Source organism: Actinopolyspora xinjiangensis (assembly GCF_900104475.1).
GTDB lineage: Bacteria > Actinomycetota > Actinomycetes > Mycobacteriales > Pseudonocardiaceae > Actinopolyspora > Actinopolyspora xinjiangensis.
Window position 1 is genome coordinate 140157 of sequence record NZ_FNJR01000003.1, and the last position, 14056, is coordinate 154212.

Genomic DNA, 14056 nt, shown 5'->3' on the forward strand with positions numbered 1-14056 from the left:
CCCGCGGCCGGAGCCCGGGGATCAGCCGTCCAGACGTGTCAGTGCCGCAGGCCCCAGCTCCGCGACGTCGGCGCTTCCGGCCAGCGCCATGGTGATGTCGAGTTCGGCGCCGAGGTGTTCGAGCACGCTTCGCACCCCTCGTGCGCCGGCCGCGGCGAGTCCGTAGGCGTAGGGCCTGCCGATCCCCACGGCGGTCGCGCCGAGGGCCAGCGCCTTGAACACGTCCGCCCCCGTCCGGACTCCGCTGTCGAACAGCACGGGTATCCGGCCGTCGACCTCGGCCACGATTCCCGGCAGGGCCTCCAGCGCCCCCAGCGCTCCGTCGATCTGTCGGCCCCCGTGGTTGGACACCACCACGCCGTCCACCCCGGCGTCGAGCGCCCGCCGGGCGTCGTCGGGCCGTTGCAGCCCTTTCAACACGATCGGCAGATTGGTGCGTTGCCGGACGAAGTCGAGCTCGTGCCACGTCAGCGAGGAGCGGGAGAACACCTCGAGGAAGGTCTCCACCGCTGCCCGGGGGTAGGGCGAACGCAGGTTGCCCAGCAGCGAACCGGGATGGTTGCGGCTCATCGACCACAACGCCCGCAACGCCTGCGGGGTGGGCCGGGGCGCCGGGGAGCTCATCGGGTGTTTCAGGCGTCGCCGCACCAGCGAGGCGAACACGGGATCGGCGGTGTACTGCGCGATTCCCTGACCGTGCGCGAACGGCAGGAAGCCCGCGTCGAGATCGCGGGGGCGCCAACCGAGCACGTGCGTGTCCAGCGTGACCACGATCGCCTCGCAGCCCGACCGCTCGGCCCTGTGGACCATGCTGGTGACGAGCTCGTCGTCACTGCTCCAGTAGAGCTGGAACCAACGGGGAGCCCGCGGGGCCGCCTCGGCGACCCGCTCCATGGACCAGGATGCCTGGGTGGACAGCATCACGGGCACGCCGCTGTCGGCGGCGGCGTGTGCCACCGCCAGATCCCCCTGCGGGTGGACGAGTTCCAGTACTCCGATGGGAGCCAGCAGCAGGGGTATGGGGAGTTCGCGGCCGAACAGCTCGACCCCGAGCCTCCTGCTGGAGACGTCGCGGAGCATGCTGGGAACGATCCGGTATCGCTCGAACGCCGCCCTGTTGGCCGAGGCGGTGCTTTCCGTGCCGGCCGAGCCCTGAAGGTAGTTCCACCCACGTCGCGACATCGCCGAGCGCGCGGCTCGGCGCAGCCGTTCCGGATCGACCGGCACCGCCGGTTTGCGGCCGTAGACCCCCTCGCGGTAGATGCGCGTCTGGATCGCGCGGCCGATGTTGCCGATCTCGTCCGCCAGTGACATGCGCTTCCCCACAACCGTCGGTCGGTCGAACTCCGGTCGTCGTCCGGGGACGGTAGCCGCATGGTCGCCGCCGTGGACAGTGGTGGCGACACGCGGCACGTCCCGGAGAGAGTGGGGTGGTGCCCTCGGCCGCCGCCCCTCACTCTCCGAGGCACCCGGTTCGACCCACCGAAACCGGGATCACGCCGTGGCTTCATCCGCCGCTTCAGTGGAACGACGGCCGCCCGCCATGGTTACGGCGGTCAACGCGATCAGCGCGATCAGCACACCGCCGGTCATGGCCATGGCCAACGCCGAGGCGTCGTTGCCGAGCAGGCCGACGACCGGGGCGGTGAGCGCCCCCAGTCCGAACTGCCCCGCCCCCAGCAACGCGGCTGCCGTACCTCCGGAGTCCCCGTGCCGGGACAGCGCCAGCGCGGGGGCGTTCGGGAGCACGAAGCCGACCGACCCCAGCACGAACAGCAGGGGCACGAAGAAACCGACGATTCCGCCGAGCCCGGCCAAGGTGAACACGGTGAGCACGACGCCGGAGACCGTGGCCGTGCTCAGGGCTCCGAACACGATCTGCTGCGAGTCGAACCTGCGCAGCAGTACGACGTTGAACTGCGTGGCTCCGATGATCATCAGGGCACCCAGCCCGAAGACCAGGCCGAACTGCTGCTGGCTGAGTCCGAACTGTTCCTGCAGCACGAACGAGGCACCGGAGATGTAGGAGAACAGCGCCGACATGCCGAGTGCGGCCACCACCACCATCACCAGGAACTGGCCGTCGGTGACCAGTTCTCGGTAGGAACGCATCACCGGCTTCATCCCGCCCTTGTGCCTGCGTTCCGGCGGGAGACTCTCGCGCAGCGCGAGCGAGGCCAGCACCAGCAGCAGGAGACCGAGCAAGGCCAGCACGGCGAACACACCCCGCCAGGAGAGCTGGAGCAGGACGAGACCGCCCAGGGTCGGAGCGAGAATCGGCGCCGCTCCGTTGACCAGCATCAGCCTGGACAACGTCGTGGCGGCGGTACGTCCGGTGAACAGATCGCTGACCGAGGCCAGCGCGACGACCATGCCCGCGGCGCCTCCCGCGCCCTGCAACACGCGGAGAATCCCCAGCACCAGGATGTTCGGGGCGACCAGGCAGAGCAATGACGCCACGACGTGCACCGAGATACCGACGATCAGCGGGATCCTGCGTCCCACCGCGTCGGAGAACGGCCCCATGACGAGTTGTCCCAGCCCGAGGCCGAGCAGTGTCCCGGTCAGGGTCAGCTGGGTCTGCGAGGAACTCGCCCCCAGGCTGTCGCCGATGGCGGGCAGCGCGGGCAAGTACAAGTCGATGGTCAGTGGAACCAGGGCGACCAGGGCGCCCAGGACGAGAATGATCCGGGTTCTGGCCCACCCGGTGGGTTCACTCACACCCGCCTGGTTCGGGGTGGAAGTGCTGTGCTCGGCGACTCGTTCCATCACGACCTTCCGTACGGGGTGTGAAGATGACAGGACTGCCAACTTCACAGCGAACATGAAGGATGTTTTATTCCCGGAACGGGGAAGCGTCCCCCGTTTTCCGCACCCGCGCAGTCGTGAGATGGACCACCACCCCGAAAAAGCGACCGAGCACGTGGACGTTCTCCGGAAGGAGCCCCCGGAGGCACTCGACGAGCTTTTCGAAACCAATTGGTTTCTTAATTCTCTCCGGTCTCTGACACCAGGACGGACTCCAACGACCTCCGAAACGAGCCCCGGCGCGAGCGGACCTTCACCACCCCTCACTCGGGAAAACGATCCGATTCGCTTCTTCCTCCGCCGCGGAGAGATTTCCCGAGCACGAACATTCCGCGAGATCACGGAAAGCTTCCCGAGAAGAATTCGAAAAACACCCGGCCGAACAGCTTTTCACCGAACGGCGTCCGGCCGATGCCGCTGGTCGCACCGTGGGGCAGGAACTTCGCGACGAGCACGGCCGGCACGGGTGGGCGGACTGCCCCCGTCTTCCACCGGTCGAGCACGAACACCTTCGGCGAGGTCAACGTGGACACCTTCGCGACTGGTCACCAACGGGGTGCTGTCCGTGTTCCGCCAGGAGGCCCCGAGAGCGACGCCCCGCGCCGAGCCGTGTGGCCCACTTCCGGCCCGGATGTCTGCGAACCGGTCGTAACCACGGCACCGGCCGGGGCGACCGCGCGGACCGGGTTCGCCGCCACGCGGAAGCGAGGTGCTCGCGGACGTCCGCGAGCTGGGCTAGCGTTCTCGCGGGGTAGTCATCGGCGGGGAACCGGAGTTCACGTGCGATTGCGGAACAAGAACGCCTTGGTCGTCGGAGCCAGCGGAGTGCTGGGCGGCAAGCTCGCGCGCGAGCTGCACGAGGCGGGGATGAACACCTATCTGGCAGGACGCGACCGGGAGGCGCTGGCGGCCGTTTCGAGCGAGCTGGGCGGCGCCGGGCACTCGACCTTCGAGGCCATCGACACCGACTCCTGCCGCCGAGTGGTCGAGACGGCGGCCGACTCGCTGGCGGGACTGGACCTCGTGCTCGTCGCCACCGGGGTGGCGGCCTTCGGCCCCACCGCGAACGCCGAGGACGCGGTGACCGAACACCTGTTGACGGTAAACACGCTCGCCCCGGTGGTGTTCGGCCGGGCTGCGCTGCCGCACCTGGAACAACGCGGCGGAACCCTCGCGGTGCTCTCGGCGATACTGGCCGACCATCCCACGGCGGGGATGGCGGACTACTCCGCCAGCAAGGCCGCCCTGTCGGCGTGGCTGACCGCCACTCGCCGAGAGGTACGCCGCCGCGGTGTCGACGTGTTCGACATCCGGCCGCCACACGTGGACAGCGGACTGGCCGAACGCGCCCTGAGCGGAACACCACCCCGCACACCACCGGCCACCGACACCGACGAAGTGGTCGAGACCATCGTCTCCGGCATACGCGACAGCGCGCACGAACTGCACTACGACCTCGACGAGCAACAGCTTCGACTGGTCTTCTGAAAGCACGAGCACTCCCTGGAGGTAGCAGCGCTCCGCCGGAGCGGACTCCCACGAGGGCGTCCTGCCTTCCGGACCTAGGCATCCGGAAGCCGGGACTTCACCGGGCCCGTACCTCCCGCCTCGGCGGTTCCGGCGCCGCTGCTAGAGTGTCCGGCGATGGGTATCGAAGTGAGTGCTCCCTTCTACGTGAGGCCCCGCCGCTGACGGCGGGGAGCTGACCTCACTTTCCGCAGCTCCGCCGCACACCGGAGTCATCGCCGGTGCGGCCCCAGGCTGCCCGGCTCCGTTTCTCACTCCGCGGAGCACACCCATGTCTCAACGCCATCCTGGCGGGGCACACGAACTCGGCCAGAACTTCCTCGTCGATCACTCGACGATCAGCGCGATCGAGAACCTCGTCGCTGAAACGAGCGGCCCGATCGTGGAGCTCGCCGCCGGTGACGGTGCCCTCACCGTTCCGCTGGCCCGGCCCGGCCGTCCGATCACCGCGGTGGAGCTCGACCCCCGCAGGGCACGACGTCTGCGGCGACGCACGCCGGAGCACGTCGCCGTCGTCAACGAGGACCTCCTGCGGTTCCCGCTACCCTGGACCCCGCACGTACTGGTCGGCAACCTGCCGTTCCACCTCACCACCGCGGTGCTCAAGCGCGTGTTGGACGCGCGGCACTGGCGAACCGCGATCCTGCTGGTGCAGTGGGAGGTCGCCCGTAGGCGGGCGGGTGTCGGCGGAGCCACGATGCTGACCGCCCAGTGGTGGCCCTGGTACGAGTTCGGGCTGCGACAGCGCGTACCCGCGCGCTCCTTCCTTCCCGTGCCCTCCGTCGACGGCGGCCTGCTCGTCGTGACCCGGCGGGAACGTCCCCTGGTAGCCGAGGGCGGGCAGTACCAGCGTTTCGTCAGGGACGTCTACACCGGCCGGGGACGGGGGTTGGAGGAGATCCTGTTCCGCACCGGACGGATCCACCGCTCCGCCCTGCGGCAATGGCTGCACGAGGAGCAGATATCGCCACGGGCTCTTCCCAAGGAGCTCACCGCGACGCAGTGGGCCTCACTGTGGCGGCGGGTACGGAGCACCACCACGGCCCCATCGCGTCGTCGGCCGCGCAAGCCCACGAGCTCCGCGCCGAGCGGGCGAGGTGGGGGCCGAGGAGCCGGGCGGTGACCGTCCCCGTCCATCACCGAATGTGAACGGAACCGCCGGGGCCGGAACCCGGGGACGCACCGCCGCGTGCGGGATGCCCCGGGGCGCCGGTCCCGGCGCACCGGCCGCCACGACCAGCGACCGAGCTCCGGATCACCGGCACCTTCCTCGGTGTGCGGTCTCCTACCCTGGCCGGTCAGCCGGCGGCCGAGCTCGGTCGTACGTCCCGGCACGACGTGCGGCCGCCGGACGGGGACGCCCACCCGTTACTTTCGCGTCGATGTCGGGCGGAGGCGGCACCGGGACCGCCCGGAAACTGTGGCCCTCCCGGCGCGGGACGGTGCCGCCCCGACGAAGGAGGGATCAGGCCGAAACCGAGCTACCGCGGTACGAGGCCCGCCGCTCCAAGTACCTCGCGTTCGGTTCGGCGAACCCGAAGTCCCGGTATAGCTCGTGCGCGTCGTCGGTGTGCAGCATCCACTTGAAGTCCTTGCCCGGACCGTTGTCGATCATCTCGTGCACCAGTCCCCTGCCGAGCCCCAGACCACGGTGCGCGGTCTCGATGTAGACGTCGGCGAGGTAGGCCATGACGACGCCGTCTGAGAACGCCCGGGCAAAACCGACGGTGTGGCCGTGCGGGTCGTAGCATCCCACCACGCGCCAGGCGTGGCGGACCTGCCGACGGAAGTCGTCGAACTCGCGCCAGCGACCCCAGTAGGCCTCGGTGGACAGGAAACGCCAGACGGCGCCGAGATCCAGCCGGTTCGGGTCGTCGTCGAACTCGTAAGGGTGATACAGCGACACGGCCCGAGCGAAGCAGACCCGGGTGGGACCCCGCCACTGCTTTTTCGCACGGAGTCGGGCCCCACGAGCTGGCCCCGACCCGGTGGAAGGCCGGGGCGCCGTCGACGTCGGGCCCGGTGTTCGGGCTCGCGCCGCGACCGCGCCCCGTGCGGCTCAGTCGAACCGTCCACCGCGCAGGGCGGTGGTGAAGGCCGACCAGACGGAGGGGGTCAGTGTCAGCACCGGACCGGCCTGACCTAACTTGCTGTCACGAACCCCGATCACGTGCCGGCCGGAACCGACCTCGACGCAGCCATTGGCCCTGCTGTAACTGGACTTGTACCAGTTCTCGACTACCGCACGACTCGTACTGATGTGCTGACCGTTCATCGCCATCACAGCTCCTTCGCTATACGGCTGATCAATGCTGGGGTTTCCTCAGGCTGACAAGCCTGCGCCTGCAAGCGCCTCATCGCCGCACGATAAACGGCTATCTCCTCGGGCTGCTCGTAGTAGTAACCCTTGACACGTGTGTCCACGTAGACGGTTCCGGGGTCGTTCTCCAGCTCGGGCGGAAAAGCCAGATATATGAAAGCGCCTTCTATACCGGTGTGAGCTCCGACGGACATCGGCAGTACCTGCACAGTGATGTGGGGCTCTTCCACGAGGTGCAACAGATGACGGAGTTGTTCACGTGCCACGTCAACGCCTCCGACGGGGGTACGCAACGCGGACTCGTGGATGACAGACCACAGCAGTGGAGGCTGTCCGGCGCGTCCGAGCACTTCTCGCTGTCTAGCCAACCGAAGCTCGACACGGCGTTGAACCTCCTCTTCCGGAATCTCCGGTTCAACACCTCGTATGACTGCCTCGGTGTACGGCTTCGTCTGCATCAGCCCGGAAACGACCTGTGCGTCGAAGCTTTCGATCGATGCGGCGCACGACTCCAGCCCGAGGAAGAGCTTGAAGTACTCGGGCAGCACTTCGCTGGTGAAATCGAAGTTGATCCACCAGTCCTTTCCCTTCTTCGCCCGCGCTCGAAGCTGTTGGAAGAACTCGGAACGCTCCGGCACACCGTAGAGATCCAGCAACTTGTCCAACTGCAGTGGCCCCGGCAACGAACGACCGTTCTCAATGTGGCCGATGCCCTGCTCACTCCCACGTACGGCTCGCCCTGCGTCCGCTCGTGAGATATCGGCAAGTTCACGCAATTTCCGCAGCTCGAAAGCGATCCAACGCTTCAGGACCGTGGGGCTGCTCGGAGAGCTCGACACGTCTTCCTCCTGATCATTGGTGCTGCGGCTTCAGTGGATCACATGCCACCTGCTTCGGGACACGGGCAGCAACAGCCTTCGGTGGACAGCACACAACAAAAGATCACTCGAACGATGGACTGCTTTTGAGCATGCTCAAATGTAGTCTGCTCAATAAGCGTTCGGCTGGCCCGAGTTCACTTCGGGCAACCGAACGCCTGTCAAGCGCTACCGTCCACACCGACCACCGGAGGGAAACGCGATGACCGCCCTGCCACCGGCTCCGGTGCCCTGCCTGCTGACCGCGCTCGGCCTGCGGCTGACGGTGCACGGCATCACGGGGGCGGCGGCAGCGGCCGAGGAACTGCACGAACTCGGCTTCACCGAGGTGCGCTGGCGTCCGGCTCTCAGCGGCGGGAACCCCACTGCCCCGTACGCCTTCGTCCACGTGGACGGGCTGGTCCACCTCGCCTGGTTCCGGCCGTGGCACCACGTCGAATCCCGCGAACCCACCGCGTGCGGCCGACCGTTCCGCCCGTTCGGACGCGGCGTACTGCCGCTGCCGCCGAGCCACGACGTGAACGGCAGCTGCCCGGTATGTCTCGATCTCTAGAGACGATTCCACGATGAACCGCTCGAACCACCCTCCCCCGAAGCGAGGGCACACCACGCTCCCGCGTCGCCGTCCCGGCCGCCACCTGCTGTTCCGGGGCGAGCTGAGCCCTGACCGGCTCGATCTCGACGCGGTCCGGGTCGGTGAGCTCCCCGCCTTCGCGTCGGAACACGCCACGCGTACTCCACACCTCGACCAGCGGCTGCCGCGGCGTGTGCTCACCGGCCTACGCGAGCTCCCGGTTCGCTCTCACGGCAGGACGCCGCCTCCCCGCTGCCGCTGAGAACGCGACCGGATGTCCCGACTTCCAGCCGACGGTGAACACCGATCCCCCCGGAAAGGACGAACCACGATGACGACGATTCCGGAGATCAACCCCTGGAACCCCAACATGTTCCCGACCGCCGCGGCCAATCCCGCCAAGTCCGCGGATCGGCCGAGCGGCGCGGAGCTGCGCCCGTTCGGTCTGACCGGGCTGGTAGAGCTCGACGAGCGGGAGCTCGCCTATCCCGACCAGCCGCACTACGACCCGGCACGGCAGCTCAACGTCTCCCCCGAGGGCACTACCTCGGCCGAGCACCTGCTGCGCGCCGCCACCAGGCAGGACACCCGTTACGACAGCCAGTGGTTCGTGGACAGGGACTGACATGACCGCGAACGCCGCGACGGTGGCGGTGATAACGCGGGAGCACGACGTCACCGCCGACCTGGTGGTCGCCGAGCTGCACCGGCGCGAGGTGCCGGTGTTCCGGTTCGACCTGTCCGGTTTCCCGGAAGGGCTGACACAACGCGTCCGGCTCACCGGCCGCGACCCTCGCTGGCACGGCTCGATCCGGGACGTCCACCGACGGCTGGAGCTGACCGGCCTGCGGGCGGTGTGGCTGCGCAAACCGTCCGGATTCGCACCGCACCCCACGATGACCGCCACGGAACGGCAGTGTGCGGCCGCCGAGGCCCGCGCGGGCCTCGGCGGTCTGCTCACCTCACTGTCCGGCGCGCGCTGGATCAACCACCCGCACGCCAACGCCGCCGCCAAGGACAAACCGCACCAGCTCCGGGCCGCCGTGGCCTGCGGACTACCGGTACCGGACACCCTGCTGACCAACGATCCGGAGGCCGCCCGCGAGTTCTGTGCCGAGCACCGCGAAACCGGTGTGATCCACAAACCGCTGCGCGGCGGCCCCGGCACCGGGGACGGACGACACGTCGCGCTGTGGGCACGTCCGGTCACCCCGGAACTGGTCACCGACGGAGTCGCACGCACCACCCACCTGTTCCAGGAACGCGTGCCCTGCGCCTACCCGGTACGGCTGACCGTGGTGGACGACCGGATGTTCGCGGTGCGGCTGGACCCGCCCCAGCACGGCCGAGCGGTGGACCGGCGCGCCCATCCGTCCGAGTCGCTCCGCTACACACCGGTCGAGGTCCCCGCTGGCGTCGCCGCCGCCGACCTGATCGTCACGCCCGAAGGCCGCTGGGTCTTCCACGGCGACCTGAACCCGAACGGCCAGTGGGGTTGGATCGCCGCCCACACCGGCCTGCCGATCGCACGAGCCATCGCCGACGCACTCACCGAGGAGGCAGCTTGACCCCCACCACCACTCCGGACGGCGAGACGCTGCGACAGCGGCTCACCGAGCGGTTGCGCACCACGGGCAGGCTCACCACACCGCGCTGGGAGGCCGCCTTCCGCGTGATACCGCGGGAACGCTTCGTGGACCGGTTCACCGCGGCGGGATCCGACGGGCTGACCGAGCACGACCTGGCGGCGGATCCCGAACGGGCGCTGGAGGCGATCTACTCCGACAGCACACTGATCACCGCCTGGGACGAGCGCGGCATCGCCACCAGCTCCTCCACGAGCCCCGGTCTGATGGCGCTGATGCTGGAGCAGCTCGACGCCGAGCCGGGCGATCGGGTGCTGGAGATAGGAACCGGCACCGGCTACAACGCGGCGCTGCTGTGCAGCGTACTCGGGGAGCGCGCCGTGACCAGCGTCGACGTGGACCACGACACGGTCGGCAAGGCCCGCTCGGCGCTGCGCGAGTGCGGCTACGCACCCCGCGTGGTGTGCGGGGACGGAGCACGCGGCGTACCCGAGCGGATGCCGTACCACCGGATCATCGCCACCTGCGGGGTCGGCCGGATCCCGCCGGAGTGGGCGAGGCAGCTGGTCCCGGGTGGCATCCTGCTCGCCAACCTGTCCTTCGCGCTGGTGCGGCTGCGGCGCACTCCCGACGGCCGGCTCAGCGGGCCGTTCACCGACACCGCCGCGTTCATGAGCATGCGCACGGGCCGGGGAGCCACGGGCACCACCGCCTCGGAGATCCTCGCCATCACCGATGGGGAAGCCGAGAGCACTCACATCGATCGCGGCCTTCCTGAGCTGGCCGAGGGTGACGTGACGTTCCTGCGTCACCTGGTGCTGCCGGGGACGCACCGGGTGACGGTGGAAACCGAACGCGGCTCGGAGTGGCGGGCACACGACACCACGGACGGCTCCTGGATCCGGCTCGTCCCTGGCGACGACAACACCCTGACCGTGGAGCAGTCGGGCCCGCGCGAGCTGTGGCCAGTGCTGACCGAGCTGGTCGAAACATGGTGCGAGCACGGCAAACCGCCGCCGAACCGCTACGGCCTGACCGTGGCACCGGACGGAACCCACACCGTGTGGCTGGACACTCCGCAGCGGCCGGTCCTCACGCTGACCTGACCATCCCCTGAATCCCGCAAGCCCTCCCCACGGAACCACTCGAACAGGCTCCGGCCGCGCGGTTCGAGGGCGACCGCGCGGCCGGAGCGGGGCGAACGCCCCGAACTCACCGTCAGCGAGTGCAGTAAACCGAGGCCGGCTCGGAGGTCTCGCGGATGCCGTTGGGGCCGTTGATGATGCGCTCGCCCCACGGGGTCAGCTGGTTCGGGTCGAAGTCCCGCACCATGTCGAGGTACTCGACCCCGCCGCTGTTGCCGCTCCAGGACCACCCGATGTAGCCGAGCCCGAGCGACTCGGCGGTGGCCATGACGGCGTCCTCGGCCGGATCACCGTCGGAGTGGCGGTGCCCGAACTCACCGACGATGATGGGCAGTCCGGCGTCGACGAAGTGGTTCAGGTAGTTCCTGACCTTGGTGGCGGTGTCGAACACGCCGTACATGTGGACGGAGAACACGGTATTGCGCGCCGGGTCGGCCCGGAACACCGAAGCGGCGTTGTCGCGCATCGTGTACGTCCAGTCCTGACCCCAGTTCGGGGCGTCCGCGATCAGGGTGTGCCCGAACCCGAGTTCCCGCATCCGCTGGATCGCGTTGGAGGTGTCCTCGGTCCAGGCCTCGTAGCCGGTGTTGCCGAACGGCTCGTTGCCGAGGTTGATGATGACGTGGTCCTCTTCCCCGACCAGCGCGCTCTTGACGCTGTTCCAGTAGTCCACGGCCCGCGACAGCGGTACCGCGCCGGACTTCTCCGGGTACCCGATGGTGTCGTGCACTTCCAGCACGCAGACCAGCTCGTTGCGTTCGCAGTCGTCGACCACGGACGCCACGTCGGCGGTGTCGTTGCGGTTCCAGAGGTCACCGCTGCTGAGCACCACACGTACGGTGTTCGCCCCGGTGGCCTTGATGTCGGCCAACGAATCCGTTTCGTTCGGGTACCACGTGTGGGCGTGGTTGATCCCGCGCATCACGAAATCGTTGCCGTTGGCGTCGAGCAGCCTGCCGTTGGAGACGTGGAACCCCGTCGCAGCGGTCGCTTTCCCCGCCATGCCGAACGAGGCCTGCGAAAGCGTCAGCAACACCGCCATCGCCAACACGCCGAGGACGGCAGCGGGCATTCTTAATCGTCGTTTCATTCTCTCCTCCGAAAACGTTCTCGAACACTCCCACTCCACCGCGCCGCCGAACACCACCCGGTTCCGGAAACCGACTCCGACCGGCGGGGGTGTTCGTCCGACGCGGCCGGTCGGCACGCCGAACACGTCCGTTCCGCGAGCCGCCCCACACGCGGCGCCGCTCACGCCGCGTCGAAATCCGAGAGGCTCAGCACGCGCACTTCGTAAGGCGGCAGTTCGAGGGTATCCACGGGCTTGTCGTCATCCAGCTCGGTGAGTTCCCCGCCGGCCACTTCCGGAGTCACCCGCAGCGGCTCCGGGCTGTGACTGGTGACGAAGACGAACCGCCTGCCGTCGCGGTGCCGCAGCACGTCGACACCCACCGCCGGATCGGCCACCCGCACCGCCCGGTGCACCCCGGCGAAGTCGGCCAGGGCGTCGTAGAGCCGCACGGCCGCGTCCGGGTTGGCCGCCGGAGTCCAGTCGGCCATGTGCTCGATCGGGTAAGCGCACAGCACCATCCAACCGGAGCCGACCGATCTGCGCAGCATGGCGGGTTCACCGTCCTGATCGACAGCCACGATCTCGGCCTCGGTGGCGCGCACCGGTAGCCGTGCCCGGCTGTGCCGGTTGCCGGCCACCGGTACGCGCAGCTTCTCCCCCACCGCCAGCCTTCCGAAGTCCCGATGGAAGATGAGCTCTACTTCGTCCGGTTCGATCGGATCCACCTCGCCGTACCACAGCTGGTGCTCGACGCCGAAGGCTCGATCGAGCCCCGCGATCCACGGACCGCGCTGGAACGAACCGGTACCGTGGCAGTAGGACAGGTAGACCACCGCTCCCGAGGCGGCCAGGTCCTCCAACCCGGCCGCCGAAGGCGCTGTCAGCTGTTTGGCCGAGGGCAACAGGTACAGCGAGCAGTCCTCGGCCAGACCGTCACGTTCCCGGCACAGACCGACCGGCAGACCGCCGAGCTTCGCGCTGGCGTAGGCTTGCCGCAGCGTGCTGAAGGCGAACCGCGCGTCTTCGCCGTCGCTGATCGGAACATGTCCCTCGAGGTGCTCCGGCACGATCATCGCCGCCCGTGCCGGTTCCCGTCGGCAGCCGAGCACGTCGATCGCGGAGAGGGTCTCGGCGAACCGCGCCATCTCGCGCAGTTGCGGCTTGGGTCGACGCTCCGAGGTGGTCAGCCCGAAGTGGAGCTCGAAGGGGTGGTGCCGGTACGGATCCTGCCCCGCGAGGCCGTCGAAATCGGTGTTGTTCCAGGCGATCCAGCCGGTGGCCCCTGCCAACAGGCTGTTGTGCAGCACCTGCCGGTAGTAGGTCGCGGCGTGTTCGTCGGAGGCGAACTCCGAGGACAGCCCGAACTCCTCCAGCACCACGGGACTTCCCAACGTGCTGGTCAGCTCGCAGATGAAGGCGGCGCCGAAGTGCTGCCGGACCCGGTCGTCCTCCATGCGGTAGACGTGCGGGCCGAGGAAGTCGGTCAACGAGGCCAGATCCCGCACCGAGAACCCGTTGTCGGAACCGGTGACCTCAGCGCCCCAGGCTCCGTCGCCGATGGAGACCGGCTGGGTGCCCCCGCCCGCTCGCACCGCGCGAACCATCAGCCCCGCCCACGCGGTCACGCTCTCCCGATCGGCGGAATCACCGTAGATCGGCATCTCGTTGCTGATCAGCCATCCCGCCACCGCGGGGTGATCCGCGTAGCGAGCGGTGAGCCGTTCGACGAACCAGCTCTGCCTGTCCAGCATCCACACGTCCCGGTAGAGATCGCGCCCGTGACGCCAGGGCGGATCGAAGTTCTCACCGGACATGTGGCCGACCAGAAAGGTCGGGATGGTCCGCATCCCCGTCTCGACGTGAGCGTCGAGGAAGTCAGCGTACGCGGCGGCACAGCTCTCGTCGATGCGGTGCGGCTCCGGCATGAAGTCGGGCCAGAAGAAGAACGACCTGGTCAGCGTCAGACCGTGCTCGCGGAGCACGGCGAGTTCGGCACGGACCAGCTCCGGGTCGTAGCGACTCCACATCCTCGGCCCTCCGGCGGCGGACCAGAAATTGGCCCCGAACCAGCTTGCCGGTCCGTCCCGCGTTTCGACGAAGGCGAAACCACGACGCATCCGTGCTCTCCCATCAACGGTGTGCGGAT

14 protein-coding genes are annotated in these 14056 nt (G+C 68.6%); 6 read left to right on the forward strand and 8 right to left on the reverse strand.

The genetic code is table 11. The features are described from left to right. Positions 1–21: 21 nt before the first annotated feature. The 3 genes from BLQ75_RS05585 to BLQ75_RS23775 form a co-directional block, all read right to left on the reverse strand. Positions 22–1314 (reverse strand): alpha-hydroxy-acid oxidizing protein, encoded by a 1293-nt coding sequence (locus BLQ75_RS05585; RefSeq protein WP_092598820.1) that lies wholly within the window; start codon positions 1312–1314, stop codon positions 22–24. A gap of 180 nt (positions 1315–1494) precedes the next feature. Further along, a complete protein-coding gene (locus BLQ75_RS05590) occupies positions 1495–2826 on the reverse strand; it encodes a multidrug effflux MFS transporter (protein WP_139182921.1) in 1332 nt (443 codons plus the stop codon). Positions 2827–3146: 320 nt separating this feature from the next. Beyond that, positions 3147–3332, reverse strand: a complete 186-nt coding sequence (locus BLQ75_RS23775) for a hypothetical protein (protein WP_211481183.1) — start codon at positions 3330–3332, stop codon at positions 3147–3149. A gap of 256 nt (positions 3333–3588) precedes the next feature. Here BLQ75_RS23775 and BLQ75_RS05595 point away from each other — a divergent pair, with 256 nt between their 5' ends. Together BLQ75_RS05595 and erm are read left to right on the forward strand one after the other, a co-directional pair. Further along, complete coding sequence (locus BLQ75_RS05595) at positions 3589–4296, forward strand: SDR family NAD(P)-dependent oxidoreductase (protein ID WP_211481184.1); 708 nt, start codon at positions 3589–3591, stop codon at positions 4294–4296. 310 nt (positions 4297–4606) lie between these two features. Further along, a complete protein-coding gene (gene erm / locus BLQ75_RS05600; RefSeq protein WP_092598829.1) occupies positions 4607–5458 on the forward strand; it encodes a 23S ribosomal RNA methyltransferase Erm in 852 nt (283 codons plus the stop codon). A gap of 342 nt (positions 5459–5800) precedes the next feature. On the opposite strand, the gene BLQ75_RS05605 is transcribed toward erm, so the two are convergent. The 3 genes from BLQ75_RS05605 to BLQ75_RS05615 all read right to left on the reverse strand — a co-directional run bounded on the left by BLQ75_RS05605 (position 5801) and on the right by BLQ75_RS05615 (position 7494). Continuing rightward, positions 5801–6241 carry a GNAT family N-acetyltransferase gene (locus BLQ75_RS05605; protein WP_092598832.1) on the reverse strand — a complete coding sequence of 147 codons (441 nt, stop codon included), beginning with the start codon at positions 6239–6241 and terminating at the stop codon, positions 5801–5803. A 153-nt stretch (positions 6242–6394) separates the two neighbouring features. Beyond that, positions 6395–6616, reverse strand: coding sequence for a DUF397 domain-containing protein (locus BLQ75_RS05610; RefSeq protein ID WP_244515258.1), 222 nt, complete (start codon positions 6614–6616; stop codon positions 6395–6397). Further along, positions 6616–7494 (reverse strand): helix-turn-helix domain-containing protein, encoded by an 879-nt coding sequence (locus tag BLQ75_RS05615; protein ID WP_092598835.1) that lies wholly within the window; start codon positions 7492–7494, stop codon positions 6616–6618. The genes BLQ75_RS05610 and BLQ75_RS05615 overlap by 1 nt, the downstream gene beginning before the upstream one ends. Before the next feature lie 241 nt (positions 7495–7735). Between BLQ75_RS05615 and BLQ75_RS05620 the strand changes: the two genes are divergently transcribed. The 4 genes from BLQ75_RS05620 (at position 7736) to BLQ75_RS05635 (ending at position 10799) form a co-directional block, all read left to right on the forward strand. Then, positions 7736–8086, forward strand: coding sequence for a hypothetical protein (locus BLQ75_RS05620; protein WP_092598838.1), 351 nt, complete (start codon positions 7736–7738; stop codon positions 8084–8086). Positions 8087–8438: 352 nt separating this feature from the next. Then, complete coding sequence (locus BLQ75_RS05625) at positions 8439–8732, forward strand: hypothetical protein (protein ID WP_092598841.1); 294 nt, start codon at positions 8439–8441, stop codon at positions 8730–8732. Between the two features lies 1 nt (position 8733). Continuing rightward, the gene (locus tag BLQ75_RS05630) at positions 8734–9675 is read left to right on the forward strand and encodes an MvdC/MvdD family ATP grasp protein (protein ID WP_092598844.1); all 942 of its coding nucleotides are present in this window, start codon (positions 8734–8736) and stop codon (positions 9673–9675) included. Continuing rightward, complete coding sequence (locus BLQ75_RS05635; protein WP_092598847.1) at positions 9672–10799, forward strand: methyltransferase domain-containing protein; 1128 nt, start codon at positions 9672–9674, stop codon at positions 10797–10799. Before BLQ75_RS05630 ends, BLQ75_RS05635 begins: the two co-directional genes overlap by 4 nt. Before the next feature lie 112 nt (positions 10800–10911). Here BLQ75_RS05635 and BLQ75_RS05640 read toward each other — a convergent pair whose 3' ends face one another. After that, on the reverse strand, positions 10912–11928 hold the full coding sequence (locus tag BLQ75_RS05640) for a glycoside hydrolase family 5 protein (protein WP_092599623.1): 1017 nt from the start codon (positions 11926–11928) through the stop codon (positions 10912–10914). A gap of 161 nt (positions 11929–12089) precedes the next feature. Then, positions 12090–14027 carry a cellulase family glycosylhydrolase gene (locus tag BLQ75_RS05645; protein ID WP_092598850.1) on the reverse strand — a complete coding sequence of 646 codons (1938 nt, stop codon included), beginning with the start codon at positions 14025–14027 and terminating at the stop codon, positions 12090–12092. Positions 14028–14056 lie beyond the last annotated feature (29 nt).

Coding starts and splice junctions, on each gene's coding strand:
- BLQ75_RS05585 (WP_092598820.1), bottom strand. CDS start 1,314: ATGTCACTGGCGGACGAGATCGGCAACATCGGCCGCGCGATCCAGACG.
- BLQ75_RS05590 (WP_139182921.1), bottom strand. CDS start 2,826: ATGTTCGCTGTGAAGTTGGCAGTCCTGTCATCTTCACACCCCGTACGG.
- erm (WP_092598829.1), top strand. CDS start 4,607: ATGTCTCAACGCCATCCTGGCGGGGCACACGAACTCGGCCAGAACTTC.
- BLQ75_RS05610 (WP_244515258.1), bottom strand. CDS start 6,616: ATGGCGATGAACGGTCAGCACATCAGTACGAGTCGTGCGGTAGTCGAG.
- BLQ75_RS05620 (WP_092598838.1), top strand. CDS start 7,736: ATGACCGCCCTGCCACCGGCTCCGGTGCCCTGCCTGCTGACCGCGCTC.
- BLQ75_RS05625 (WP_092598841.1), top strand. CDS start 8,439: ATGACGACGATTCCGGAGATCAACCCCTGGAACCCCAACATGTTCCCG.
- BLQ75_RS05630 (WP_092598844.1), top strand. CDS start 8,734: ATGACCGCGAACGCCGCGACGGTGGCGGTGATAACGCGGGAGCACGAC.
- BLQ75_RS05640 (WP_092599623.1), bottom strand. CDS start 11,928: ATGAAACGACGATTAAGAATGCCCGCTGCCGTCCTCGGCGTGTTGGCG.
- BLQ75_RS05645 (WP_092598850.1), bottom strand. CDS start 14,027: ATGCGTCGTGGTTTCGCCTTCGTCGAAACGCGGGACGGACCGGCAAGC.